Source organism: Pseudanabaena sp. CCNP1317 (assembly GCF_034931345.1).
Lineage (GTDB): Bacteria > Cyanobacteriota > Cyanobacteriia > Pseudanabaenales > Pseudanabaenaceae > Pseudanabaena > Pseudanabaena galeata.
In genome coordinates this window covers 1-18,333 of sequence record NZ_JAYGIF010000002.1, presented here as the reverse complement: position 1 = coordinate 18,333, position 18,333 = coordinate 1, and the positions used below count along the sequence as shown (strand labels likewise).

The window sequence follows — 18,333 nt, the reverse complement described above, 5'->3', positions numbered from 1 at the left end:
TCTTAAAAGAGGCTTTGGAGACCAAATCCCTACATATTGGTTGTAGGGGCTTGGTCTCCAAGCCCCATTCTCAGCGTTCCACGTAACATCAGTTACTTAAATGATTGTATTGAGACTAATGTAACGTGAGTTCGATATCGCCATTTGCGGCGTGCGAAGCACGCCGCAAATGGTGAAAAATGGTAAGAATCGCTTAGCGATTCTTACCATTTTTCGCCTTCATCGAACTGACGTTAATGTAGAAAATTTTAGCAATATAGCCATCTACCATTAAACTATATTTTCCCAACTTTTTTGAGATTGCTATACTATGGTGAAATCAAGGCACGTATTAGAGATCGAGTTTTATGACCCGCAAATCTTGGGATAGCTATTTAGAATTAGCCTCAGAATTAGGATTTTGGGATGGCGATAGTGACAAATCGAAAAAACACAAGTCTTTTCACCTACCAGGAGCCAAGCCACATTACAACCCCGATCGCCCAGGACAGGTGGAGCATATTGCCCTAGATTTGGTGCTTGATATTCCACAGCAAGCGATCGCGGGTACTTGTAAGATTCGTTTGCGACCTGTGCGTGATGGAATTAATGATTTGAATTTGGATGCAGTCAGTTTGCGGATTGATCATGTCGCCATTACTGAGCAAATAGAAGCGAAGCCCGATCCAGACAAGACTAAGTGCAAGTTTGATTATGATGGCGAATTTCTGAAGATTTATTTGAATCAGCCAACGAAGGCAGGTGTACCGATCGAAATTGCGATCGCCTATGCTGCTGAGCAACCTCAACGTGGTATTTACTTTGTCCAACCGACAGAACATCAACCTGATAAACCTACGCAAGTCTGGACACAGGGCGAAGATGAAGACTCGCGCTATTGGTTTCCTTGTTTTGATTATCCTGGACAACTGGCGACTTCAGAGATTCGGATTAAGGTTCCTAAGGACTTGATGGTGATTTCCAATGGAGAATTGATTGATGTCAAGGAACAAAAAAAAGAGAAGATTTATCATTGGTCACAGAAAGAAGTTCATCCTAGCTATCTGATGACTTTAGCGATCGGTGATTTTATCGAAGTAAAAGATGAATGGAAAGGGAAGCCTGTCACTTACTATGTCGATAAGTCCCGTACTGCCGAAGAAGCGATCCTGACGATGGGCAAAACGCCGCAGATGATCGAATTCTTCAGTGAGAAGTATGGCTATGACTATGCGTTTCCTAAATATGCACAGGTTTGTGTTGCTGACTTCATTTTTGGCGGCATGGAAAACACTTCCACGACACTATTAACTGATCGCTGTGTCTTAGATAGCAGAGCCGCACTGGATAATCGCTCTAGTGAAAGTTTAGTAGCTCATGAGTTGGCGCACCAATGGTTTGGAGATTTATTGGTAATTAAGCATTGGTCTCATGCTTGGGTCAAGGAAGGCGCAGCCACATACGCAGAAGTACTATGGACAGATCATGAATATGGAGACGAAGAAGCTGCTTATTACTTGCTGGGTGAAGCGCGTCGCTATATTTCTGAAGATAAGGATCGCTATCGTCGTCCGATGGTGACCCATGTTTATCGGGAAGCGATCGAGCTATACGATCGCCATATCTACGAGAAGGGCGGCTGTGTGTATCATATGCTTCGCACCGAGTTAGGCGACGATTTATTCTGGAAAGCAATTCATCATTTTGTGAGGACTAATGCTCATAAGACCGTTGAGACGATTGATCTGCTGAGAGCGATCGAGGAAGCGACGGGCAAAAACTGCATGTTCCTTTTTGATCAATATGTATTTCGTGGTGGACATCCAGAATATAAGATTGGCTATAGCTGGGATGGAGATAATAACTTGGCGAAGGTCACAGTTACGCAAACTCAAGATGAATTGTTTGATTTGAAGATTCCCATTGGCTTTGGCTTTGAAGAAGTAGCCTCGAATCAAGCTTTCACAGTGCGCGTATTTGAGAAGGAGCAATCTTTTTACTTCCCTTTAAAACAGAAGCCCAAATACATCAGTTTTGATCGCGGTAATAACTATCTCAAGCAAGTCAGTCTCGAATATGGTGTTGCTGAACTCAAAGCTGGCTTACAGTCTGATCCCGATCCGATCGCCAGAATTCAATGTGCCGAAGCCTTAGCTAAAAAAGGTGGCTTGGAAGCGGTAAAAGCGCTCGGACAAGCCCTTATCGATGAGAAATTCTGGGGTGTGCGTGTGGAGATTGCTGAAAATCTTGCGGCGATTAAACTTGATCAAGCTTTTGAGGCTTTGGCTAAGGGATTAGAAGATCCAGATGCCAAGGTGAGAATGGCAGTAATTAATGGTTTAGCCCAAAACAAGGTACAGAAGAGTTTGGATCTGATCAAACCTTTCATCAAAAAAGGCGATCCTAGCTACAATGTGGAAGCTACTGCCGCAAGACTGACAGGGGACTTGGCGGCAGCTTTAAGTTCAGAGCGAGAACCTTCTAAGGTAGTGAAGCTACTACAGACAGTTCTCAAAGAGAGAGCAGGTTGGAATGAAGTGGTGAGATCGGGCGCGATCGCGGGTTTGTCCAAACTCAAAGATTCCGATGAGGCTCTAGAAACAGTTCTCAAATATACGGAGCCTGATGTCCCACAGCCATTGCGTTTAGCTTCAATTCGAGCTTTAGGTGCAATGGGCAAATCCCAATCGAAACCAAAGACTGAGAAGATTCTCAATCGTCTAAAAGTAATTGCTCAAGAAACTTTCTTTTTAACCCAGATGGCTGTTGTCGGCGCTCTTGGGCAAGTCGATAGTGCAGCAGCCATCGGCGTATTGCGATCGCTCTCTGATTCTACGCCTGATGGAAGGGTGCGCCGTGTTGCCGATGAAGCCGTTCAACGAGTCCAGAGAGCGATCGGTAAGGATGCAGGATTGAAGCAACTACGTGAAGAGCTTGATCAAGTTCGCAAAGACAATCAGGATTTGAAGAGTCGTCTAGAAGCGATCGAGGCTAAAGCCAAACCATAAAAGAAAAAGCACCCTTTGGGTGCTTTTTCTTTTATGGTTTCAGTGAACTACCGTCTTAAAAAATCGCGATATATAGCTATAGCAACCTGTATCAGGACAATTCAAAGCCCAAATAGTGTGAGGCGGCGCAAAGCGCCGCCTCACACTATTTGGGCTTTATGTCCTAACAAGAATGGCGACAGCTATAATAAGAAATCTCCATACGTTCGGGAGCCAAAAACTATGGTCGGTCAACTGAGCAAAACTGAAATTATTTATCCCGAAAGTGACGGGAAACCGATGGCAGATAATACCAAGCAGTTTCGATGGATTTTGACAATTCAGCAAAATATTGACTGGCTATACGCTAACGATCCTCAAGTATTTGTTGCTGGCGACTTGTTGTGGTATCCCGTTGAAGGACAAACTCAAATTGCGGCGGCTCCTGACACGATGGTGGTTTTTGGTCGTCCAAAGGGTGATCGCGGCTCTTATAAGCAATGGGAAGAAGCAAATATTGCGCCTCAAGTTGTCTTTGAGATTCTTTCGCCTAGTAATAAATCTGTAGAGATGGCAAAAAAGCTGCTTTTTTACGATCGCTATAATGTCGAAGAGTACTACATCTATAACCCTACGAATGACAATCTAGAAATCTGGGCTAGAAATCGTAATGGTTTGGATAGTATTTCTGAATCTCATAATTGGGTCAGTCCTAGGTTGGGGATTCGTTTCGATCTTTCTGGTGAAGAACTTCAAATTTATCGTCCTGATGGCACTAAGTTCTATTCTTATATCGAAATCAATAGAATGTTGGAGCAGGAAAGCTTAAGAGCAGAGCATGAATCTGTACGCGCCGAACAAGAGTACCAGCGTGCCGAACAAGCTTCACAACAACTTAAAGAGATGGAGGCAATGCTAAAACAATATCGCGATCGCTTTGGCGAATTGCCTCAGTAAAAATCGCTGTACAATAAAAATAACTAATAAGTTCAGGAGCCAAAGCCAATGGTCAGCCAACTGAGCCAAAAACAACTAGCCCAACCCGAAATTACCTATCCCGAAAGTGACGGGAAACCGATGGCAGATAATACCAAGCAGTTTCGATGGATTTTGACAATTCAGCAAAATATTGACTGGCTATACGCTAACGATCCTCAAGTATTTGTTGCTGGCGACTTGTTGTGGTATCCCGTTGAAGGACAAACTCAAATTGCGGCGGCTCCTGACACGATGGTGGTTTTTGGTCGTCCAAAGGGTGATCGCGGCTCTTATAAGCAATGGGAAGAAGCAAATATTGCGCCTCAAGTTGTCTTTGAGATTCTTTCGCCTAGTAATAAATCTGTAGAGATGGCAAAAAAGCTGATTTTTTATGATCGCTATGGCGTTGAGGAATATTACATTTACAATCCTACCAACAACAATCTTGAGGTTTTGATTAGGAATGCAGGGAGTTTGGATACCATTCCCGAATCCCATGATTGGGTCAGCCCTCGATTGGGTATTCGCTTTAATCTCACTGATGAGTTGCAAATCTATCGTCCTGATGGAACTAAGTTTTATTCTTATATCGAAATTAATACCATGCTGGAGGAGGAATGCTTACGCGCAAATAAGGAGCGTCTGCGGGCTGAGCAAGAGTTCTTACGGGCTGAGCAAGAACATCAACGTGCGGAGCAAACAGCAGTAAAGCTTGATGAGATGGAGGCAATGCTGCAAAAATATCGTGATCGCTTCGGTGAACTGCTTGAATGAAATAAGGTTTTGGGGTTTGCATTTTGCCTATGGCAAAATGCAAATAGGTTTAGAATTGCGGTTTAGCTGGTGGTGGAGTAATGAAAATGGCGATCGCATTATGTACAGGAGCAATTGCTGTTATTGGACGATTGAGAATTTCCCCACCTAAAAATAAGCTCGAAGAACTACCACCATCAAGATTAAGCGCATCAACTGCTCCCATCTTTTTGAGAACTTCCGCAGTTTGCAAGAGATTAGGAGCAACGCCTTCAGGTGCAGCTTGAACAGTGGCAAGGATTAGTTTACCTTTCTCTTTTGTAGTAGCGATCGCACTACGATTAGCCGCTTGAGTATCAAATCCTGCTTGAAATTGTTCTAATTTTCCATCTAAGGATAGACTTCCATTTTTAAGTAGTAAGGGGCCAGCACCAATTAAGTTAGGGAAATTCGCAAACTTATCAGGAATGAAAGCCTGACGACCACGGACAGTCATACCAACAGGTAATTGTTTAGCCGCTTCAGGCGTTTGTCTCGCTACTAAAACATAGCCGTCGTTAGGAATGGTGATTTGCCCCACACCCACTGCACCGCCTTGATATTGAGCCACGACGCGATCGCCTCGAACTACAATTAAAAGTTCATTTTCGGTAAGTGGTGAATATACACTTCCCCAATTAGGTGTATAACGAGCAATTCCTCTCTGAACATAGCCACTATTGAGATTAGTCAGCGCAATCGTGATTTGACTGGCGGTACTGATTTCCTCTTTGAAATTTAGGCGATCAATCAGCGTTTCACCCTTCTCATTCCAAGCGATCGCTCCTCTTACTAGCGCCGTTCCTGCTAACCAACGATTTCCTTCCCGAATTGCGCCAACGGGTAACTTCCGAATCCGATTAAAAAATCCGCCATTAATCGCCCCTACCGCTTGCGCCTGTTGCACCATTTGCGGCAGAGGCATCAAACCTAAGATTCCGTTAGGAGAGCCATCGGGATTACTCCAGATAGCGCGTAATTTTAATTGTGGAGATTTCAAATCAACTTCTAGAGCCGTTACCGCAAACTTAATTGTTTTCGGATCTTTATCATTCTTTGGTTTGTTGGGAATTTCCACCACTCGTTCAATTCTTCGCAATCCTTCCGCCCATTGCACAGTTAAACTTGGTGGTACATAATCACGTCGTAAATCGATCACAATCTTAGGTGTCGGACTACTAAGCATCTCGATCGCAGGATTAATCGGCGCATTCGTTTGAATCTGAATCTGGGTTAATTTGCCCTGTGGCTGCACATTAACCGACTTGACTAAATTACCTGTGATCGCATTTGTGCCAATGGGTAAATCCGCAGCTACCTCAGCCGATACAATTACCGTAATCACATTGCCCTGCTGATTAACGCGCCAAGGAGTCCGCCGATTCAAATCGATCACAAGGCGATCGCCCCAAGGCTGTTTACTTCGCCGCACAGCTTGCATGGTCGCATCGGGGGTGTAAATATTCAGGGAATTTCCTGCTATTTCTGTCCGCCATTGCTCAGCGAAAGGCGCAAGATCGAGATAGCGAAATCGACCTGTATTATCAAAGGCAACTCGCGAAAATGTAGGACTCGAAAACCATCGCAATCTTTGGCGATCGGCTTTGTCCGAATCCAGCATCTGCACACCTAAGCCACCTGTTAGCCAATCTTCCTGCACATAGAAGCTTTGTTGCCCTTGCTCCACTCTTCTAATCCAACGTCCTGACCAAGGCTGTCCATTTAATTGAATTACATTTCCACTATCAGGTATGGTTGCTGAAGGTGCGCTGTCAGCAATCAGGATTTGACAGCTAACGGCAGCAAGAAAGGAAATTAGCGTTTTACGGGATGTTATTTTCATGGGGCTAAACAGGTACTATAGTTTGAATAATGTTTAGACATAATTAGCTAGATCAGCAATTCTCATTATAAAAATCGGTTTTTTGAAAGCCCGCCAACGGCGGGCTTTCAAAAAACCGATTTTGGTGTTTTCAGCGCCGAAGGCGCTGAAAACACCAAAATCGGTTTCATAATGAAAATTTCTGTAGCTAGACATAATTAATGACAAAGCAAAACCTATAAAGTTGCGCTCTTGCAGAGCGCAACTTTATAGGTTTTGGTAATTTATTTTGCACAAGTACATAAAGTGTCTAAACATTATTCAGAGATAACCTAAGATACTGGATTAAAGTAGCGAGAGTGAACGTTGTCAATTTCCACCAAAATCTCCGCATCTAATTGAATATTAGCACTGTCAATATTTTCCTTAAGCTGGGCCATCTTCGTCGCACCAATAATTGTACTTGCCACAAACCAACGACTTCTCACAAAAGCTAAAGCTAATTGCGTCGATGATAGATTATATTTTTGAGCGATCGCCACGTACTTTTCTGTGGCTTCATTGACATTAACTTTTTGATAGCGCTGTCCAAAGGTCGGGAATAGAGATATACGTGTATTTTCTGCTGTACCTTGAACATATTTACCAGACAAATGTCCAAAGGCTAGTGGACTATAGGCAAGCAAACTTACTTCTTCTCGATAACAGGCCTCCGCAAGGTGGCTATCAAAAGTGCGGTTAAGCAAACTATAAGCATTTTGAATCGATACAATTCTTGGTAAACCTAATCTCTTCGCTGCATGACTAAATTCACAGATGCCCCATGCAGTTTCATTACTGACCCCCAAGCAGCGAATTTTACCTGCCTGAATTAATTTAGCAAAGGTTTCTAGTTGCTCTACAATACTGACCATCTCTCGCTCTTGCTCAGGATCAAAGTCCACCTGTCCAAACATTGGTACATTACGATCAGGCCAGTGAATTTGATAGAGATCGATGTAGTCAGTTTGTAAGCGTTTCAAGCTATTATCTACAGCTTGTAAAATATTTTTACGACTTAGAGCAGCACTTGAATCATCTCGCAGCCATTTGTAATTACGACCCGAACCAATAATTTTGGTAGCAATAATTAATTTATCGCGCTGCTGCTTAATGTGTGGTTGTGATAGCCATTCACCAATATATTTCTCAGTTCTGCCTTGGGTTTCAGAGTTGGGTGGTACAGGATACATCTCGGCAGTATCAATAAAATTGATCCCTTGAGAGATCGCATAGTCTAGTTGTTCATGGGCTTCGGCGATCGTGTTTTGTTGTCCATAGGTCATTGTTCCTAGGCAAATTTCGGACACCAAGAGTTCACTTGTACCTAGTCTTCTATATTCCATGTTGAATGCATGTATACCACAAACATAACAATACCATCGCATAAAGAAGAAAGGCTCGCTTAGCGAACCTTTCTTCTTTATAAAATTAAGCGTTATTTTTCAGGATTTCTACTTTGTCTAGACGTTCCCAAGGGAGGTCTAGATCATTGCGTCCCATGTGACCATAGGCAGCCACATCTTGATAGAAACGCCCCTTGCGATCGCTTGGTAAATTTTGCAAATCAAAATTCTTGATAATTGCCGCAGGGCGCAAATCAAAATTGTCCTTGACTAAGCGTAGTAGAGTTTCCTCATCAACCTTGCCTGTGCCGAATGTCTCGATGTGCATACTGGTAGGACGCGCCACACCGATCGCATAGCTGATTTGTAACTCGCACTTACTGGCAAGCCCAGCCGCCACAATATTTTTAGCAGCATGACGAGCTGCATAGGCGGCACTGCGATCGACTTTTGTGGGATCTTTGCCTGAGAAAGCACCGCCACCATGACGTGCATAGCCGCCGTAAGTATCAACAATAATTTTGCGTCCCGTCAGACCCGAGTCGCCTTGTGGTCCACCAATTACAAATTTACCTGTGGGGTTAACCAAATAGCGAGTTTGGTCATTGGGCTTAACTGAAGTATCGGCAAAGCTAGGCAAAACTACATGTTTCCAGAGATCAGCTTTGATCCTTTCTTGGACTTTGGCTTCATCACTAATGCCATCGATCGCCGCATCATGTTGAGTCGAGATCAGGATCGTATCGATCGCCACAGGCTTGTCACCTTCATAAACCACGGTGACTTGAGTTTTACCATCGGGACGCAAATAAGCCAAAGTGCCATTTTTACGAACCACTGATAACTGACGCGCTAAGCGGTGAGCGATCGCGATCGGCATGGGCATAAACTCAGGGGTTTCGTCGCAAGCAAATCCAAACATAATCCCTTGATCACCAGCGCCAACTGCTTCGAGGGCGGCATCTTCTTCTGCACCAGTGCGGGCTTCAAGTGCTACGTTTACGCCTTGAGCAATGTCTGGAGATTGTTCGTCAAGCGCGACCATTACCGCACAGCTATTTGCCGAAAAGCCATTATCAGCATTGGTATAACCAATTTCTGCAATTTTTTTACGAGCAATATCGACGTAGTTGACATGCGCTTTAGTTGTGATTTCCCCTGTGATCAAGACTAGACCCGTGTTAACTACAACCTCGGCTGCGACACGCGATCGCGGATCTTGAGCCAATAAGGTATCGAGAATCGTATCGGAAATTTGATCACAAATTTTATCAGGGTGACCTTCCGTAACTGATTCAGATGTAAATAAGAAGCGACTAGCCAACTATGTTTCCTCCTAAACGTAAGAAGTGATAAGGCAAAATTTTTGTATCTCTTAAGATTTATCCATCATAGTACAAGGCGTTATAATGAAACCCCAAAAATGGGATGTAGTGCTTCGCGCCGCATCCCATTTTTGGGGTTTCATTTGAAAATGTGGCTGTGTATAGGTATAGTCTGATTAATCTAATTAAGGACGCGCAGTAAAATAAAGAACCAATTGTTTGTGGCGCGGCGAAGCCGCGCCACAAACAATTGGTTCTTTATTAAATCGCAAAACCCCTACTACTATTGATTGCCAAAATCACAAAGTGTTTTCAAACCATGGAGGCTAATAACTTGAAATTTCAAACTACTGCTCAAGAAGCCTGTTATGAAAAAGTAGTAACGTGGATGCAAGAGATATTTGGCAAATGTCCTTGCGCTCGTCAAGATATACCAGGATTAGGCATATTTATGGGATCGGCACTAGTGGAGGTGCTAATTTTTCCTTGGGACGAAGATGATGCAATTATTAATACACGCTCTTATGTAGTAGTTGGAGCCGAGTTAAAGCCAGACTTAATGCGATATTTACTCGAAGAAAATGCCAAAATGATTTTTGGAGCCTTTGGGATATCGCCCGATAGTGAAATTCTTTTTGAGCATTCAATTGTTGGCTCGACTTGTGACATGAAAGAACTAGAGTCCTCAGTGAGAGCCGTGATGGAAATTGCTGACGAATATGACGATAAAATTGTCGATCGCTGGGGTGGTAAACGAGCCTTAGATCGCATTCATGCAGGTACGTTATCCAGTAACGGCTGGTCATTATAAAAAACTAAAGGGGATGCTTAGCATCCCCTTTAGTTTTTTATGAGAGCGCAAATCGCTATATTCTAGATAGTATCAATTCACGAAAGTGTTGTCACACTTTCGTGAATTAAAAAAACAAACCCAGTGTGGGTTTTCAAGTTAAGAAATGGCTACGCTATTTTCTAACTTGATGTAACTGCCATTTAGCAAAGTCCTATGCCTCAAACGATCGCTGATATTAATGCCAAAATCAAAGCTGGTAAGGCTAAAGTCCTCACGGCTACCGAACTTAAAGCCCTTGTCGCTGATATCGGTGTCACCCAAGCTGCCAAACAAGTTGATGTGATCGTGACAGGCACATTTGAGCCGATGGAATCATCGGGGGCAATTCTGAATCTAGGACATACAGATCCACCAATTAAAATTCGTACTTGTTGGATTGATGGTGTACCAGCCTACGCGGGGTTTGGGGCTGTTGACATTTATTTAGGTGCAACCCAAGAAGCTGATCCTACGGATGAAGCACCCCTATATCGTGGTGGTGGGCATGTAATTGCAGATTTAATCGCAGGGAAGACGGTGAGCTTTAAGGCGATCGGGCATCCCAATGATTGCTATCCTCGCGCCAATTTTGAAACAACGATTACCAAAGAATCAATTAATCAATTCTATCTATTTAATCCTCGCAATCTCTATCAGAATTTTATTGTTGGTGTAAATGGAGGTGAGGAGACTCTCTATACTTATTTAGGTCCCCTGCAACCCCGTTTAGGTAATGCTGTTTACTCCAATCCAGGGGCAATTTCACCGTTATGGAATGATCCCGATTTGCAATTAATTGGGATTGGTACACGCATTTTCATGGGCGGAGGGATTGGCTATGTGGCGTGGGAAGGAACCCAACATTTCCCATTGCAAAAGCGTTTAGAGAACCGTACTCCGATTGGTCCTGCGGCGACACTTGCTCTGATTGGTGATGCTAAACAAATGACTTCTGAATGGGTGCGTGGCTGCTATTTCCGTAATTATGGGGCATCTTTGATGATGGGTGTAGCTGTACCATTACCTGTAATTAACGAAGAAGTTGTTGCAAGAGCCTCCGTACTAGATGAAGAATTAGTTGCACCTGTGATTGACTTCTCAATTCCGAGGCGAGTACGTCCGATTTTTGGTTCTGTTTCCTATGCTCAACTCAAGTCTGGCAAGATCACGATCTCTGGTTCAACGGTTCGCACAGCACCTCTAGCAAGCCTACATTTATCAGAAGAAGCAGCTAAAACTCTGAAGGATTGGATTGTGAAAGGTGATTTTACGTTGACAGAACCTGTTGCGATGTTGCCAAGCGATCGCGCTTTTTTACCGCAAGATGTACGTGGATTTTAGTTTGAAAAAATCAAAACCCAAAAGAGAATGACGGTGCTAAGCACCGTCATTCTCTTTTGGGTTTTATGTCCTATGCTTTGGTGTAATTTAACGTGAGTTCGATATAGCCATTTGCGGCGTGCTTCGCACGAAGCAAATGGCGAAAAATGGTAAGAATCGCTAAGCGATTCTTACCATTTTTCGCTTTCGTCGAACTGACGTTAATTTACAGCAATTTATCGATCGCTAAAAGAGTATGTAATAAAACATTCGCTCCCTGAGCGCATTGTTCAGGAGAGGTATATTCATCTTGAGAATGGCTAATACCATCACGACTTGGCACAAAAATCATCGCCATATCCGTAATGCGACCAATCTCTTGTGCGTCATGCCCTGCACGGCTGGGTAGATAGTCATAACTAAGTTTGAGTTCTTGACATACATTGGCGATCGCCTCCATTAATTCAGGTTTGGCTGGAGTTGGCAGCACATGAAGTTTCTGCTCAATGTTGATTTCTGTACCTGTGCTTCGGGCGATCGCTTCACATTCTTTTTCAATTTGTGCGATTAAATAGAGAAGATTTTCTTCGGAGAGGTCACGCAAATCGATACTCAGATCCACTCGCGCAGGCACAACATTAGTAGCATTAGGTGATACTGTCATATGTCCTACTGTTGCTACTTGTTCACCCTTTGTTTCGACACCAAGACGATTGATGGCGAGGACGAGTTGAGAAGCCGCTACAAGAGCATCTTTTCGCATATGCATCGGTGTGGTCCCTGCATGATTTGGGCGACCGATAATTGTCACCATGAAGCGATATTGACCGACTATTCCTGTGACTACACCAATTTGTTTATCTAAGGCTTCAAGTACACCACCTTGCTCCACATGGAGTTCGATAAAAGCGGCGATTTCGTGACGATCGCGTTTGGCTGTATGCAGCTTTTCCCAATCACCACTAACATTTTTTAAGCAGTCTTGAATTGAAGTGCCATCTTTGCGACGGTATCGTTCAGGATCGATGGGGGCATTGCCTGCGATCGCTTTACAGCCAATCACACTATTTTCTTCGTCAGAAAAAACTATTACCTCAAAGGGATGACACATCCGCACCTGATTTTCCTGTAACACTCGCGCCACTTCGATTCCCGCCAAAACGCCCAAGCAACCGTCGTAGCGTCCTCCAACGGGTACGGTATCGATGTGAGAGCCTGTCGCCAAAGCAGCTTTTGATTCTGTTCCTGCATAAGTACCAATAATGTTTCCAACTGCATCACTACGCACTGACATACCAGCTTCTTGCATCCAAGATGTAACTAATGCACGGGCTTGAATGTCTTCTTTTGAAAAAGCTAGCCGACATACCCCACCATTGGGCAGTTTGCCAATTTCGGCAAGTTCAGTAAGACTGCGATCAAGGCGATCGCAATTGATCGCCAGTTTGGGGAGTAGCGCTATCATGACTCAGATTATTCCTTGAAGATATATTAAGTAATAGACTATGAATACAATATACTGTATACACATGTTTATGATTAATACATGCGTTATTTATAAGTAGTTAGATATATTTAAAACTAGAGTCAAAATCTGTGGCGTAGGCACAGCCAGCACTACAGATCTTGGGGTTTTATATTTAATTTTACCTAGCTACTTGGCAACTAAAATGTATTGAAAAATTGAGGAACAATGGGATTAAGCCCATTGTCTGTTTAGAGATTAGTCATGGTCGCTATGATCCAATCTTTAAGGTGCAACTTCTAAGAAATCATTTAAGAATTGTTTAGATCCCCCCAGCCCCCTTAAAAAGAGGGGAGAATTTGAACTCTTCCCCCTTATAAAAGGTGGATTGAGTGGGATCTCTTAGAACTTTTGACCGCAGAAAGTAATTCTTAAATGGTTTCTAAGGCAAAACAAATAAGGCAAATCAAATAAAACTTTCATAATTTCTGCTGATCTGGTTATAGTTAAAATCATAGAAAATTATTCATACAGATTTTAGGAGATTTCTGATTGTTGCTCTCTTCACCACGTCCTATCCAGCGTTCGCAATCTTTACGTGAGCAAACCTATCAGGTTTTGCGCTCAGCTATATTGTCAGGGGAATTTTTAGCTGGCTCACGTTTAGTAGAAACTCAAATTGCCGAGAAATTGCAAGTTAGTCGTACACCGATCCGTGAAGCTCTACAGCAATTGCAACAAGAACAGCTTGTCGTTGCTGATGACAATGGTAATTTGCGAGTGGTTAGTTTTTCAACGGCTGATGCAAAACATCTCTATCGTTGCCGCTTGGTACTAGAACAAGAATCAGTACTAGAAGCCTGCAAAAATGCTAATAGTGAGCAGTTGGGAAAAATCGAGTTGGCTATTCAACAGGCGGAAAAGGCGATCGCTCAGCAACCAAATCAACTAACTAGTTACCAGTTACTACATATTGATTATCAATTTCATCGGGCGATCGCTGAATGTTCTGGTAATCCTTGGTTAGCGCTTTTGCTGGATCAGCTATTTGACAAGATGGCTTTATTGCGAATGCAGACGGTGCAGCAAAATCTCAAGGTTTTAGAGATCAGATCAGAGCATCGTCAAATATATGAAGCGATCGTACAGCGTAATCATGAAGAAGCTTTCACGGCTCTAAGCAATCACTTAATGTCTAGTCAAGCCAGAGTTATTCACGAAATTGAGCAACTACAAAATCAACAAAGCTAATCATCAGATTTAAACCTCTAACAATTGCAATTAATTGCAATTGTTTCAACCAACTAACTATAGCGTTCCTAATTCACGTCACGTTAAAACTAAAAAAGAAGAGTGGCGGCGCTTCGCGCCGCCACTCTTCTTTTTGGTTTGTCCAAACCTAGAAATCTGTCCCGCCCGCGTAGCGGGCGGGACAGATTCTCTATGGTGATCTACTTACAATAAATTCAATGCATAATCTTCCAATCACAACTAATATAACTGATATTACGTGGAACTCAGATAATGAACCTCTTGCTGATAGCGAAGCAGGGCAACCACGGGGGGATTGCCCCTACCCCAATAATTTAGATTTTTGTAGGGGCTGCTCGAGTTTATCTCTGCCTTTGCTTGTTGGATCTTAGTAAAGATTTTATCCTTTACTTTTCTTCCTAGATACAAGGGGCTGTGCCCCCGTGCCAGCCCTAGACTTTTGCTATCACAGAAATTCTTTCTTCCACATAACACCAGTTATCACAGTAAAGTTGGGCGCGGCGGAGCTATAGCGTTTATCAGTCTAGTGAAGTACGGGTTTGTTTCCCCGCCTTCGGTGGGGAAACAAACTTTTGTACCTCGCTTAGTTGAAAAGCGCTATACGCACAACTTTAACTGGTAGAAAGTAAGTCCTAATCTGTTTAAGATTTAACTTTGTTTTTGATTGCTTTAGCGGTATCCGAAGCTTTGTCAGTCAAGGTGTTCAGAGCCTCTCCTGCCTTGTCTTTTACATAGCTAGCTGCATCGCCAGCTTTGTTTAAGGAGTCATCTGTAGCAGAGTTAATTTGATCACCAGCTTTATCAAGAGCCTTTCCAACTTGCTTTACAACAGGTAGTGTATTTTCATTGGAAGTTCGCTTCATTTTATTGAAATCAGCAGTTCCTTGAATCTCATTTAAACCTTGATTTGACGCATCACCAGATGTGTATTCTGGATTAGTATTGTAGGGACTAGTTTTTAATATCTCTTCAGATTTTTTCTGAATGTTCGGCATAGTCAGGTTGTCAATGATTTGGTTGTCCTGAGATGCGATCGCAGGAGTGACATTAGCAAAAGCGATTAAGCCACAGACAACTTTGTGATGGCGCGGCAAAGCCGCGCCATCACAAATTGGTTCTTTAAGTTTACGAACCTGGAACTACACCTGACGAAAGGATGCCCCAAAAATGGAGAACACCTTGATGTGTAAATAGTTCGATCGCGATCGCTGAGACAAATCCAATCATCGCAAGACGACCGTTCCAGAGTTCAGCTTGTGGTGTAAATCCTGAAATCCAAGCATTGCGCTGCATAACTTCTGCTGCTTCAGCTTGTGGTGTATTAGTTTGCATAGTAGTTCTCCAAATAATTATTGTCTAATCAATCTGATGACTTCTGAGAAAATCCCATGCTGATGATGGAGATCATGGTTCAGAACGACTTATGTTAATTAGTAGGGGCAATTCATGAATTGTCCCTACTAATTAGTTCATTGTTGCTTTAACCTCGACGGTTTTAACACCCTTGATTTCCATTGCTAAACTCTTGATTCTCTCAAGTTCCTCAGCAGAAGAAACGGTTCCTGACACGACAACATTTGCATCTTTGGACTCTACAGTTAAAATCCCTCTAGGAATATTCGCTTCCAATTTGCTGCGAACTTCACTAGCCAGATCACTATCTGGTCGCATTGCTGTATCACCCATTGCGTCATTGCGTTGCTCACGCGCACGAATGTTAGATTCCAACTGCCTCTTACGAGTTTCATCTTGAGCATCATCCACAGCCGCTTGAGTGTTTTGGGGCGAGGCGGTAGGGTTACTAGTGCTGTAGTTTGCGTTAGGCTCAGGAGCATCAGATGAAGTTCGAGCATCGGTGCAAGATACTACTGTAATTAAAAGAGAACTCGTTAGTAGCAGGGAAGCAATTTTTTTATTCATAGCAAGAATTCCTCAATTTGATACAGTCTGTTTAGGGCTCATGAAGCAGAGCAATTTCCAAAAAGATTGCATCGCAATCTTTTTGGAAATTGCATTTAATTGGTGAGTCAGTTACTTATCTCAAAGAGACATCACCTGTTCTGGTAGAAGCATTATCAGAGTTGTAAATGCCCCATTCACGGATACCGTTACGTTGGAAAATCTCTTCAGCTTGGCGAATCTCTTGATCATTGCCGTCAACCATTACCAAGTAATCTCCTTGATCTACGCGATCGCTATAGACTTTGGCACGGTCTTTGGGAATACCCAAACCAACCAATCCTCCTACGAGACCACCTGCGGCTGCGCCGATCGCACCACCAGTGAGAGTCGTCGCCAAAGCCGTAGCCGCCGCACCAGCCAACATCACAGGGCCAACTCCAGGGATGGCAACAAGTCCCAATCCTACGAGCAAGCCAGTTAGTCCTCCAACTGCACCACCAGAGGCAGCCCCTGTAGCAGCACCTTCACCCACTTTGTTGTCAATATCTTTATTGTCAAGATCATTAAGGTGTTCACCTTTTTGAGCGCCAGCCATATCAGAATTGCGATTAACATTGTTACCAATGATCGAAATTTGATCCATATTGAATTCGCTACTTCTCAATTCACCCAAAGCTGATTCAGCGTCGTGGTGAGTCGAGAATGTACCTGTAGCACGTCTGTTTTGTCCAATTTGTCCAATCATAATCTTTTAATCCGTTAATAAATTGATGGTTTAGTTGTTTACTCAGTGCATACAGAAGTTAGCTAAAACTCTCACCCCTAGCCCTTCTCCTACAGGAGAGGGGAACTAGAAAGCATTAGCAATCTTGCTCCCCTTCTCCCGCAGGAGAAGGGGCTGAGGGATGAGGGCAGATTTTCACTCTGCATAACACTAGTTACTTAGAAGCTGATTTAGAGGAGTGATTTAGTGGGTCTGCAATGTACTCAAAGTCAGGCTCTGAATTCCAAGATCCCCTTTCGTCTTTACCACTACCGTCAGATGACAGGTTGTAGTACAGCTTCACAGTTTCGTCAGGCTGAATATTCCCAAAGAAAGGATCAGTTAACTTGTCAAGAGAATCCAAAGCTTTCATGAACATCTGCGTATGAGAAATCTCTCTGGTCAGCAGGTGATGTAATGTTTTTAAAGTTCCATCATCCGTTGCGAGTTTAATCAAAGCTTCGTAGGTTTGGCGAGCGCCTGCCTCTGCGGCAATGTTGGCTCTGAGGTCACGCACTACATCGCCTCCTTCATTTAAGTAGGTGGCAGTCCAAGCACTACCTTGACTATCCAGAAAGTGCGGTCCCATGCCTTTCACTGCAAAAAGAGTGCTTTTATAGGCTTCCGTTTGATCAACATCTTTGGTATGGATTTCAATCAGCTTTCCTACCATTTCTAAGTGTCCAAACTCTTCAATGGCGATGTCTTGCAACATATCTTTGATGCCTGGAAGCTCAATATGAAATGACTGTACCCAGTATTGTAAAGCTGCGGAAAGCTCGCCTGTTGCTCCGCCAAATTGCTCTAATAAGAGTTGAGCAAAACGAGGATCAGCCTTATCGACTTGTACAGTATGAATGGGATCTTTCTTGTGGAAAAACATAATTTGACACTCAATTATTTTGTGTAATTTATGTAGGTGTAAGTGTTACTAAGTAAGTAGCCTCAATTAATTGTTAAACCCTAAAACCTAGATTTATAGAGTCAGCATAGGTTTTAAATTCGGTTCTTAGTTATATTGAGACACTTAAATACTTGCGATTGATTCCATTGAATAAACAGAGTATCAATCAGTAATTTACTCACTGCAACTATCTTTACACTTGCATGTCATAAATCGTGTATAGACGAATATTACAAATTGAATGAATTGCATGAGATGGGTTAAAACTATTTAAATTGTTACAGTAAACACTTATATTAAATGTATTTAGAGGATTTTCTAGTAGCGATCGCCAAAAGTACAACCAGAAGATATAACAGGTACAATGAATGTTTTTTGACTTAATCAAAGCTTTAAAACTCGAAGATTTTATAGTAAAGATTTATTTGCATTTAGTACAATTCACTCAAGTTATACATCACTTAATCATGAGATCAAACACAGAAGTGTTGAATGATAGAAAAAAGCTAGAAAAACACGCTTCTAATTTGATAAATTAGAAGCGTCAAAACAAAAAATAATGTTAACAATGTTATCTAACTTCCCTAAGATTGTCAAACAACTACTC

At 42.7% G+C, this 18,333-nt stretch carries 16 protein-coding genes; 6 read left to right on the top strand and 10 right to left on the bottom strand.

The window, feature by feature from the left end; translation table 11 throughout:
- Positions 1-347 precede the first annotated feature (347 nt).
- The 3 genes from VB775_RS00890 to VB775_RS00880 all read left to right on the top strand — a co-directional run bounded on the left by VB775_RS00890 (position 348) and on the right by VB775_RS00880 (position 4,718).
- Positions 348-2,987, top strand: coding sequence for a M1 family metallopeptidase (locus VB775_RS00890; RefSeq protein WP_281008410.1), 2,640 nt, complete (start codon positions 348-350; stop codon positions 2,985-2,987).
- 222 nt (positions 2,988-3,209) lie between these two features.
- Positions 3,210-3,923 (top strand): Uma2 family endonuclease, encoded by a 714-nt coding sequence (locus VB775_RS00885; protein ID WP_281008409.1) that lies wholly within the window; start codon positions 3,210-3,212, stop codon positions 3,921-3,923.
- 48 nt (positions 3,924-3,971) lie between these two features.
- Entirely contained in the window at positions 3,972-4,718 is a 747-nt protein-coding gene (locus VB775_RS00880; protein ID WP_281008408.1) for a Uma2 family endonuclease, read from the top strand.
- A gap of 49 nt (positions 4,719-4,767) precedes the next feature.
- Here VB775_RS00880 and VB775_RS00875 read toward each other — a convergent pair whose 3' ends face one another.
- The 4 genes from VB775_RS00875 to metK form a co-directional block, all read right to left on the bottom strand.
- The gene (locus tag VB775_RS00875) at positions 4,768-6,579 is read right to left on the bottom strand and encodes a phosphodiester glycosidase family protein (RefSeq protein ID WP_281008407.1); all 1,812 of its coding nucleotides are present in this window, start codon (positions 6,577-6,579) and stop codon (positions 4,768-4,770) included.
- A gap of 33 nt (positions 6,580-6,612) precedes the next feature.
- On the bottom strand, positions 6,613-6,774 hold the full coding sequence (locus VB775_RS00870; RefSeq protein ID WP_281008406.1) for a hypothetical protein: 162 nt from the start codon (positions 6,772-6,774) through the stop codon (positions 6,613-6,615).
- 116 nt (positions 6,775-6,890) lie between these two features.
- Positions 6,891-7,943, bottom strand: coding sequence for an NADP(H)-dependent aldo-keto reductase (locus tag VB775_RS00865; RefSeq protein WP_281008405.1), 1,053 nt, complete (start codon positions 7,941-7,943; stop codon positions 6,891-6,893).
- Between the two features lie 85 nt (positions 7,944-8,028).
- Complete coding sequence (metK, locus tag VB775_RS00860; RefSeq protein WP_281008404.1) at positions 8,029-9,267, bottom strand: methionine adenosyltransferase; 1,239 nt, start codon at positions 9,265-9,267, stop codon at positions 8,029-8,031.
- A 335-nt stretch (positions 9,268-9,602) separates the two neighbouring features.
- On the opposite strand from metK, the gene VB775_RS00855 reads away from it, so the two are divergent.
- Positions 9,603-10,079 (top strand): T3SS (YopN, CesT) and YbjN peptide-binding chaperone 1, encoded by a 477-nt coding sequence (locus tag VB775_RS00855; RefSeq protein WP_281008403.1) that lies wholly within the window; start codon positions 9,603-9,605, stop codon positions 10,077-10,079.
- A 195-nt stretch (positions 10,080-10,274) separates the two neighbouring features.
- Positions 10,275-11,441: a homocysteine biosynthesis protein gene (locus tag VB775_RS00850; protein ID WP_281008402.1), complete on the top strand. Its 1,167-nt coding sequence runs from the start codon at positions 10,275-10,277 to the stop codon at positions 11,439-11,441.
- A 205-nt stretch (positions 11,442-11,646) separates the two neighbouring features.
- Here VB775_RS00850 and VB775_RS00845 read toward each other — a convergent pair whose 3' ends face one another.
- Entirely contained in the window at positions 11,647-12,885 is a 1,239-nt protein-coding gene (locus VB775_RS00845; RefSeq protein ID WP_281008401.1) for a Zn-dependent hydrolase, read from the bottom strand.
- A 552-nt stretch (positions 12,886-13,437) separates the two neighbouring features.
- On the opposite strand from VB775_RS00845, the gene VB775_RS00840 reads away from it, so the two are divergent.
- Entirely contained in the window at positions 13,438-14,136 is a 699-nt protein-coding gene (locus tag VB775_RS00840) for a GntR family transcriptional regulator (protein WP_281008400.1), read from the top strand.
- Between the two features lie 662 nt (positions 14,137-14,798).
- On the opposite strand, the gene VB775_RS00835 is transcribed toward VB775_RS00840, so the two are convergent.
- From VB775_RS00835 to VB775_RS00815, 5 genes are all read right to left on the bottom strand, one after another.
- Positions 14,799-15,251, bottom strand: coding sequence for a hypothetical protein (locus VB775_RS00835; RefSeq protein ID WP_281008399.1), 453 nt, complete (start codon positions 15,249-15,251; stop codon positions 14,799-14,801).
- 31 nt (positions 15,252-15,282) lie between these two features.
- Positions 15,283-15,489, bottom strand: a complete 207-nt coding sequence (locus VB775_RS00830; RefSeq protein WP_342593573.1) for a chlorophyll a/b-binding protein — start codon at positions 15,487-15,489, stop codon at positions 15,283-15,285.
- A gap of 132 nt (positions 15,490-15,621) precedes the next feature.
- A complete protein-coding gene (locus VB775_RS00825) occupies positions 15,622-16,077 on the bottom strand; it encodes a BON domain-containing protein (RefSeq protein WP_281008398.1) in 456 nt (151 codons plus the stop codon).
- A gap of 115 nt (positions 16,078-16,192) precedes the next feature.
- Positions 16,193-16,804, bottom strand: coding sequence for a signal transduction histidine kinase (STHK), LytS (locus VB775_RS00820; protein WP_281008397.1), 612 nt, complete (start codon positions 16,802-16,804; stop codon positions 16,193-16,195).
- A gap of 193 nt (positions 16,805-16,997) precedes the next feature.
- A complete protein-coding gene (locus VB775_RS00815) occupies positions 16,998-17,705 on the bottom strand; it encodes a manganese catalase family protein (RefSeq protein WP_281008396.1) in 708 nt (235 codons plus the stop codon).
- Between the last annotated feature and the right edge of the window lie 628 nt (positions 17,706-18,333).

Excerpts from the sequence above, each read along its gene's own strand:
- VB775_RS00875 (WP_281008407.1), bottom strand. The coding sequence starts at position 6,579 with ATGAAAATAACATCCCGTAAAACGCTAATTTCCTTTCTTGCTGCCGTT.
- VB775_RS00850 (WP_281008402.1), top strand. The coding sequence starts at position 10,275 with ATGCCTCAAACGATCGCTGATATTAATGCCAAAATCAAAGCTGGTAAG.
- VB775_RS00830 (WP_342593573.1), bottom strand. The coding sequence starts at position 15,489 with ATGCAAACTAATACACCACAAGCTGAAGCAGCAGAAGTTATGCAGCGC.
- VB775_RS00880 (WP_281008408.1), top strand. The coding sequence starts at position 3,972 with ATGGTCAGCCAACTGAGCCAAAAACAACTAGCCCAACCCGAAATTACC.
- VB775_RS00815 (WP_281008396.1), bottom strand. The coding sequence starts at position 17,705 with ATGTTTTTCCACAAGAAAGATCCCATTCATACTGTACAAGTCGATAAG.
- VB775_RS00870 (WP_281008406.1), bottom strand. The coding sequence starts at position 6,774 with ATGTCTAGCTACAGAAATTTTCATTATGAAACCGATTTTGGTGTTTTC.
- VB775_RS00890 (WP_281008410.1), top strand. The coding sequence starts at position 348 with ATGACCCGCAAATCTTGGGATAGCTATTTAGAATTAGCCTCAGAATTA.
- VB775_RS00820 (WP_281008397.1), bottom strand. The coding sequence starts at position 16,804 with ATGATTGGACAAATTGGACAAAACAGACGTGCTACAGGTACATTCTCG.
- VB775_RS00885 (WP_281008409.1), top strand. The coding sequence starts at position 3,210 with ATGGTCGGTCAACTGAGCAAAACTGAAATTATTTATCCCGAAAGTGAC.
- VB775_RS00845 (WP_281008401.1), bottom strand. The coding sequence starts at position 12,885 with ATGATAGCGCTACTCCCCAAACTGGCGATCAATTGCGATCGCCTTGAT.
- VB775_RS00865 (WP_281008405.1), bottom strand. The coding sequence starts at position 7,943 with ATGGAATATAGAAGACTAGGTACAAGTGAACTCTTGGTGTCCGAAATT.
- VB775_RS00825 (WP_281008398.1), bottom strand. The coding sequence starts at position 16,077 with ATGAATAAAAAAATTGCTTCCCTGCTACTAACGAGTTCTCTTTTAATT.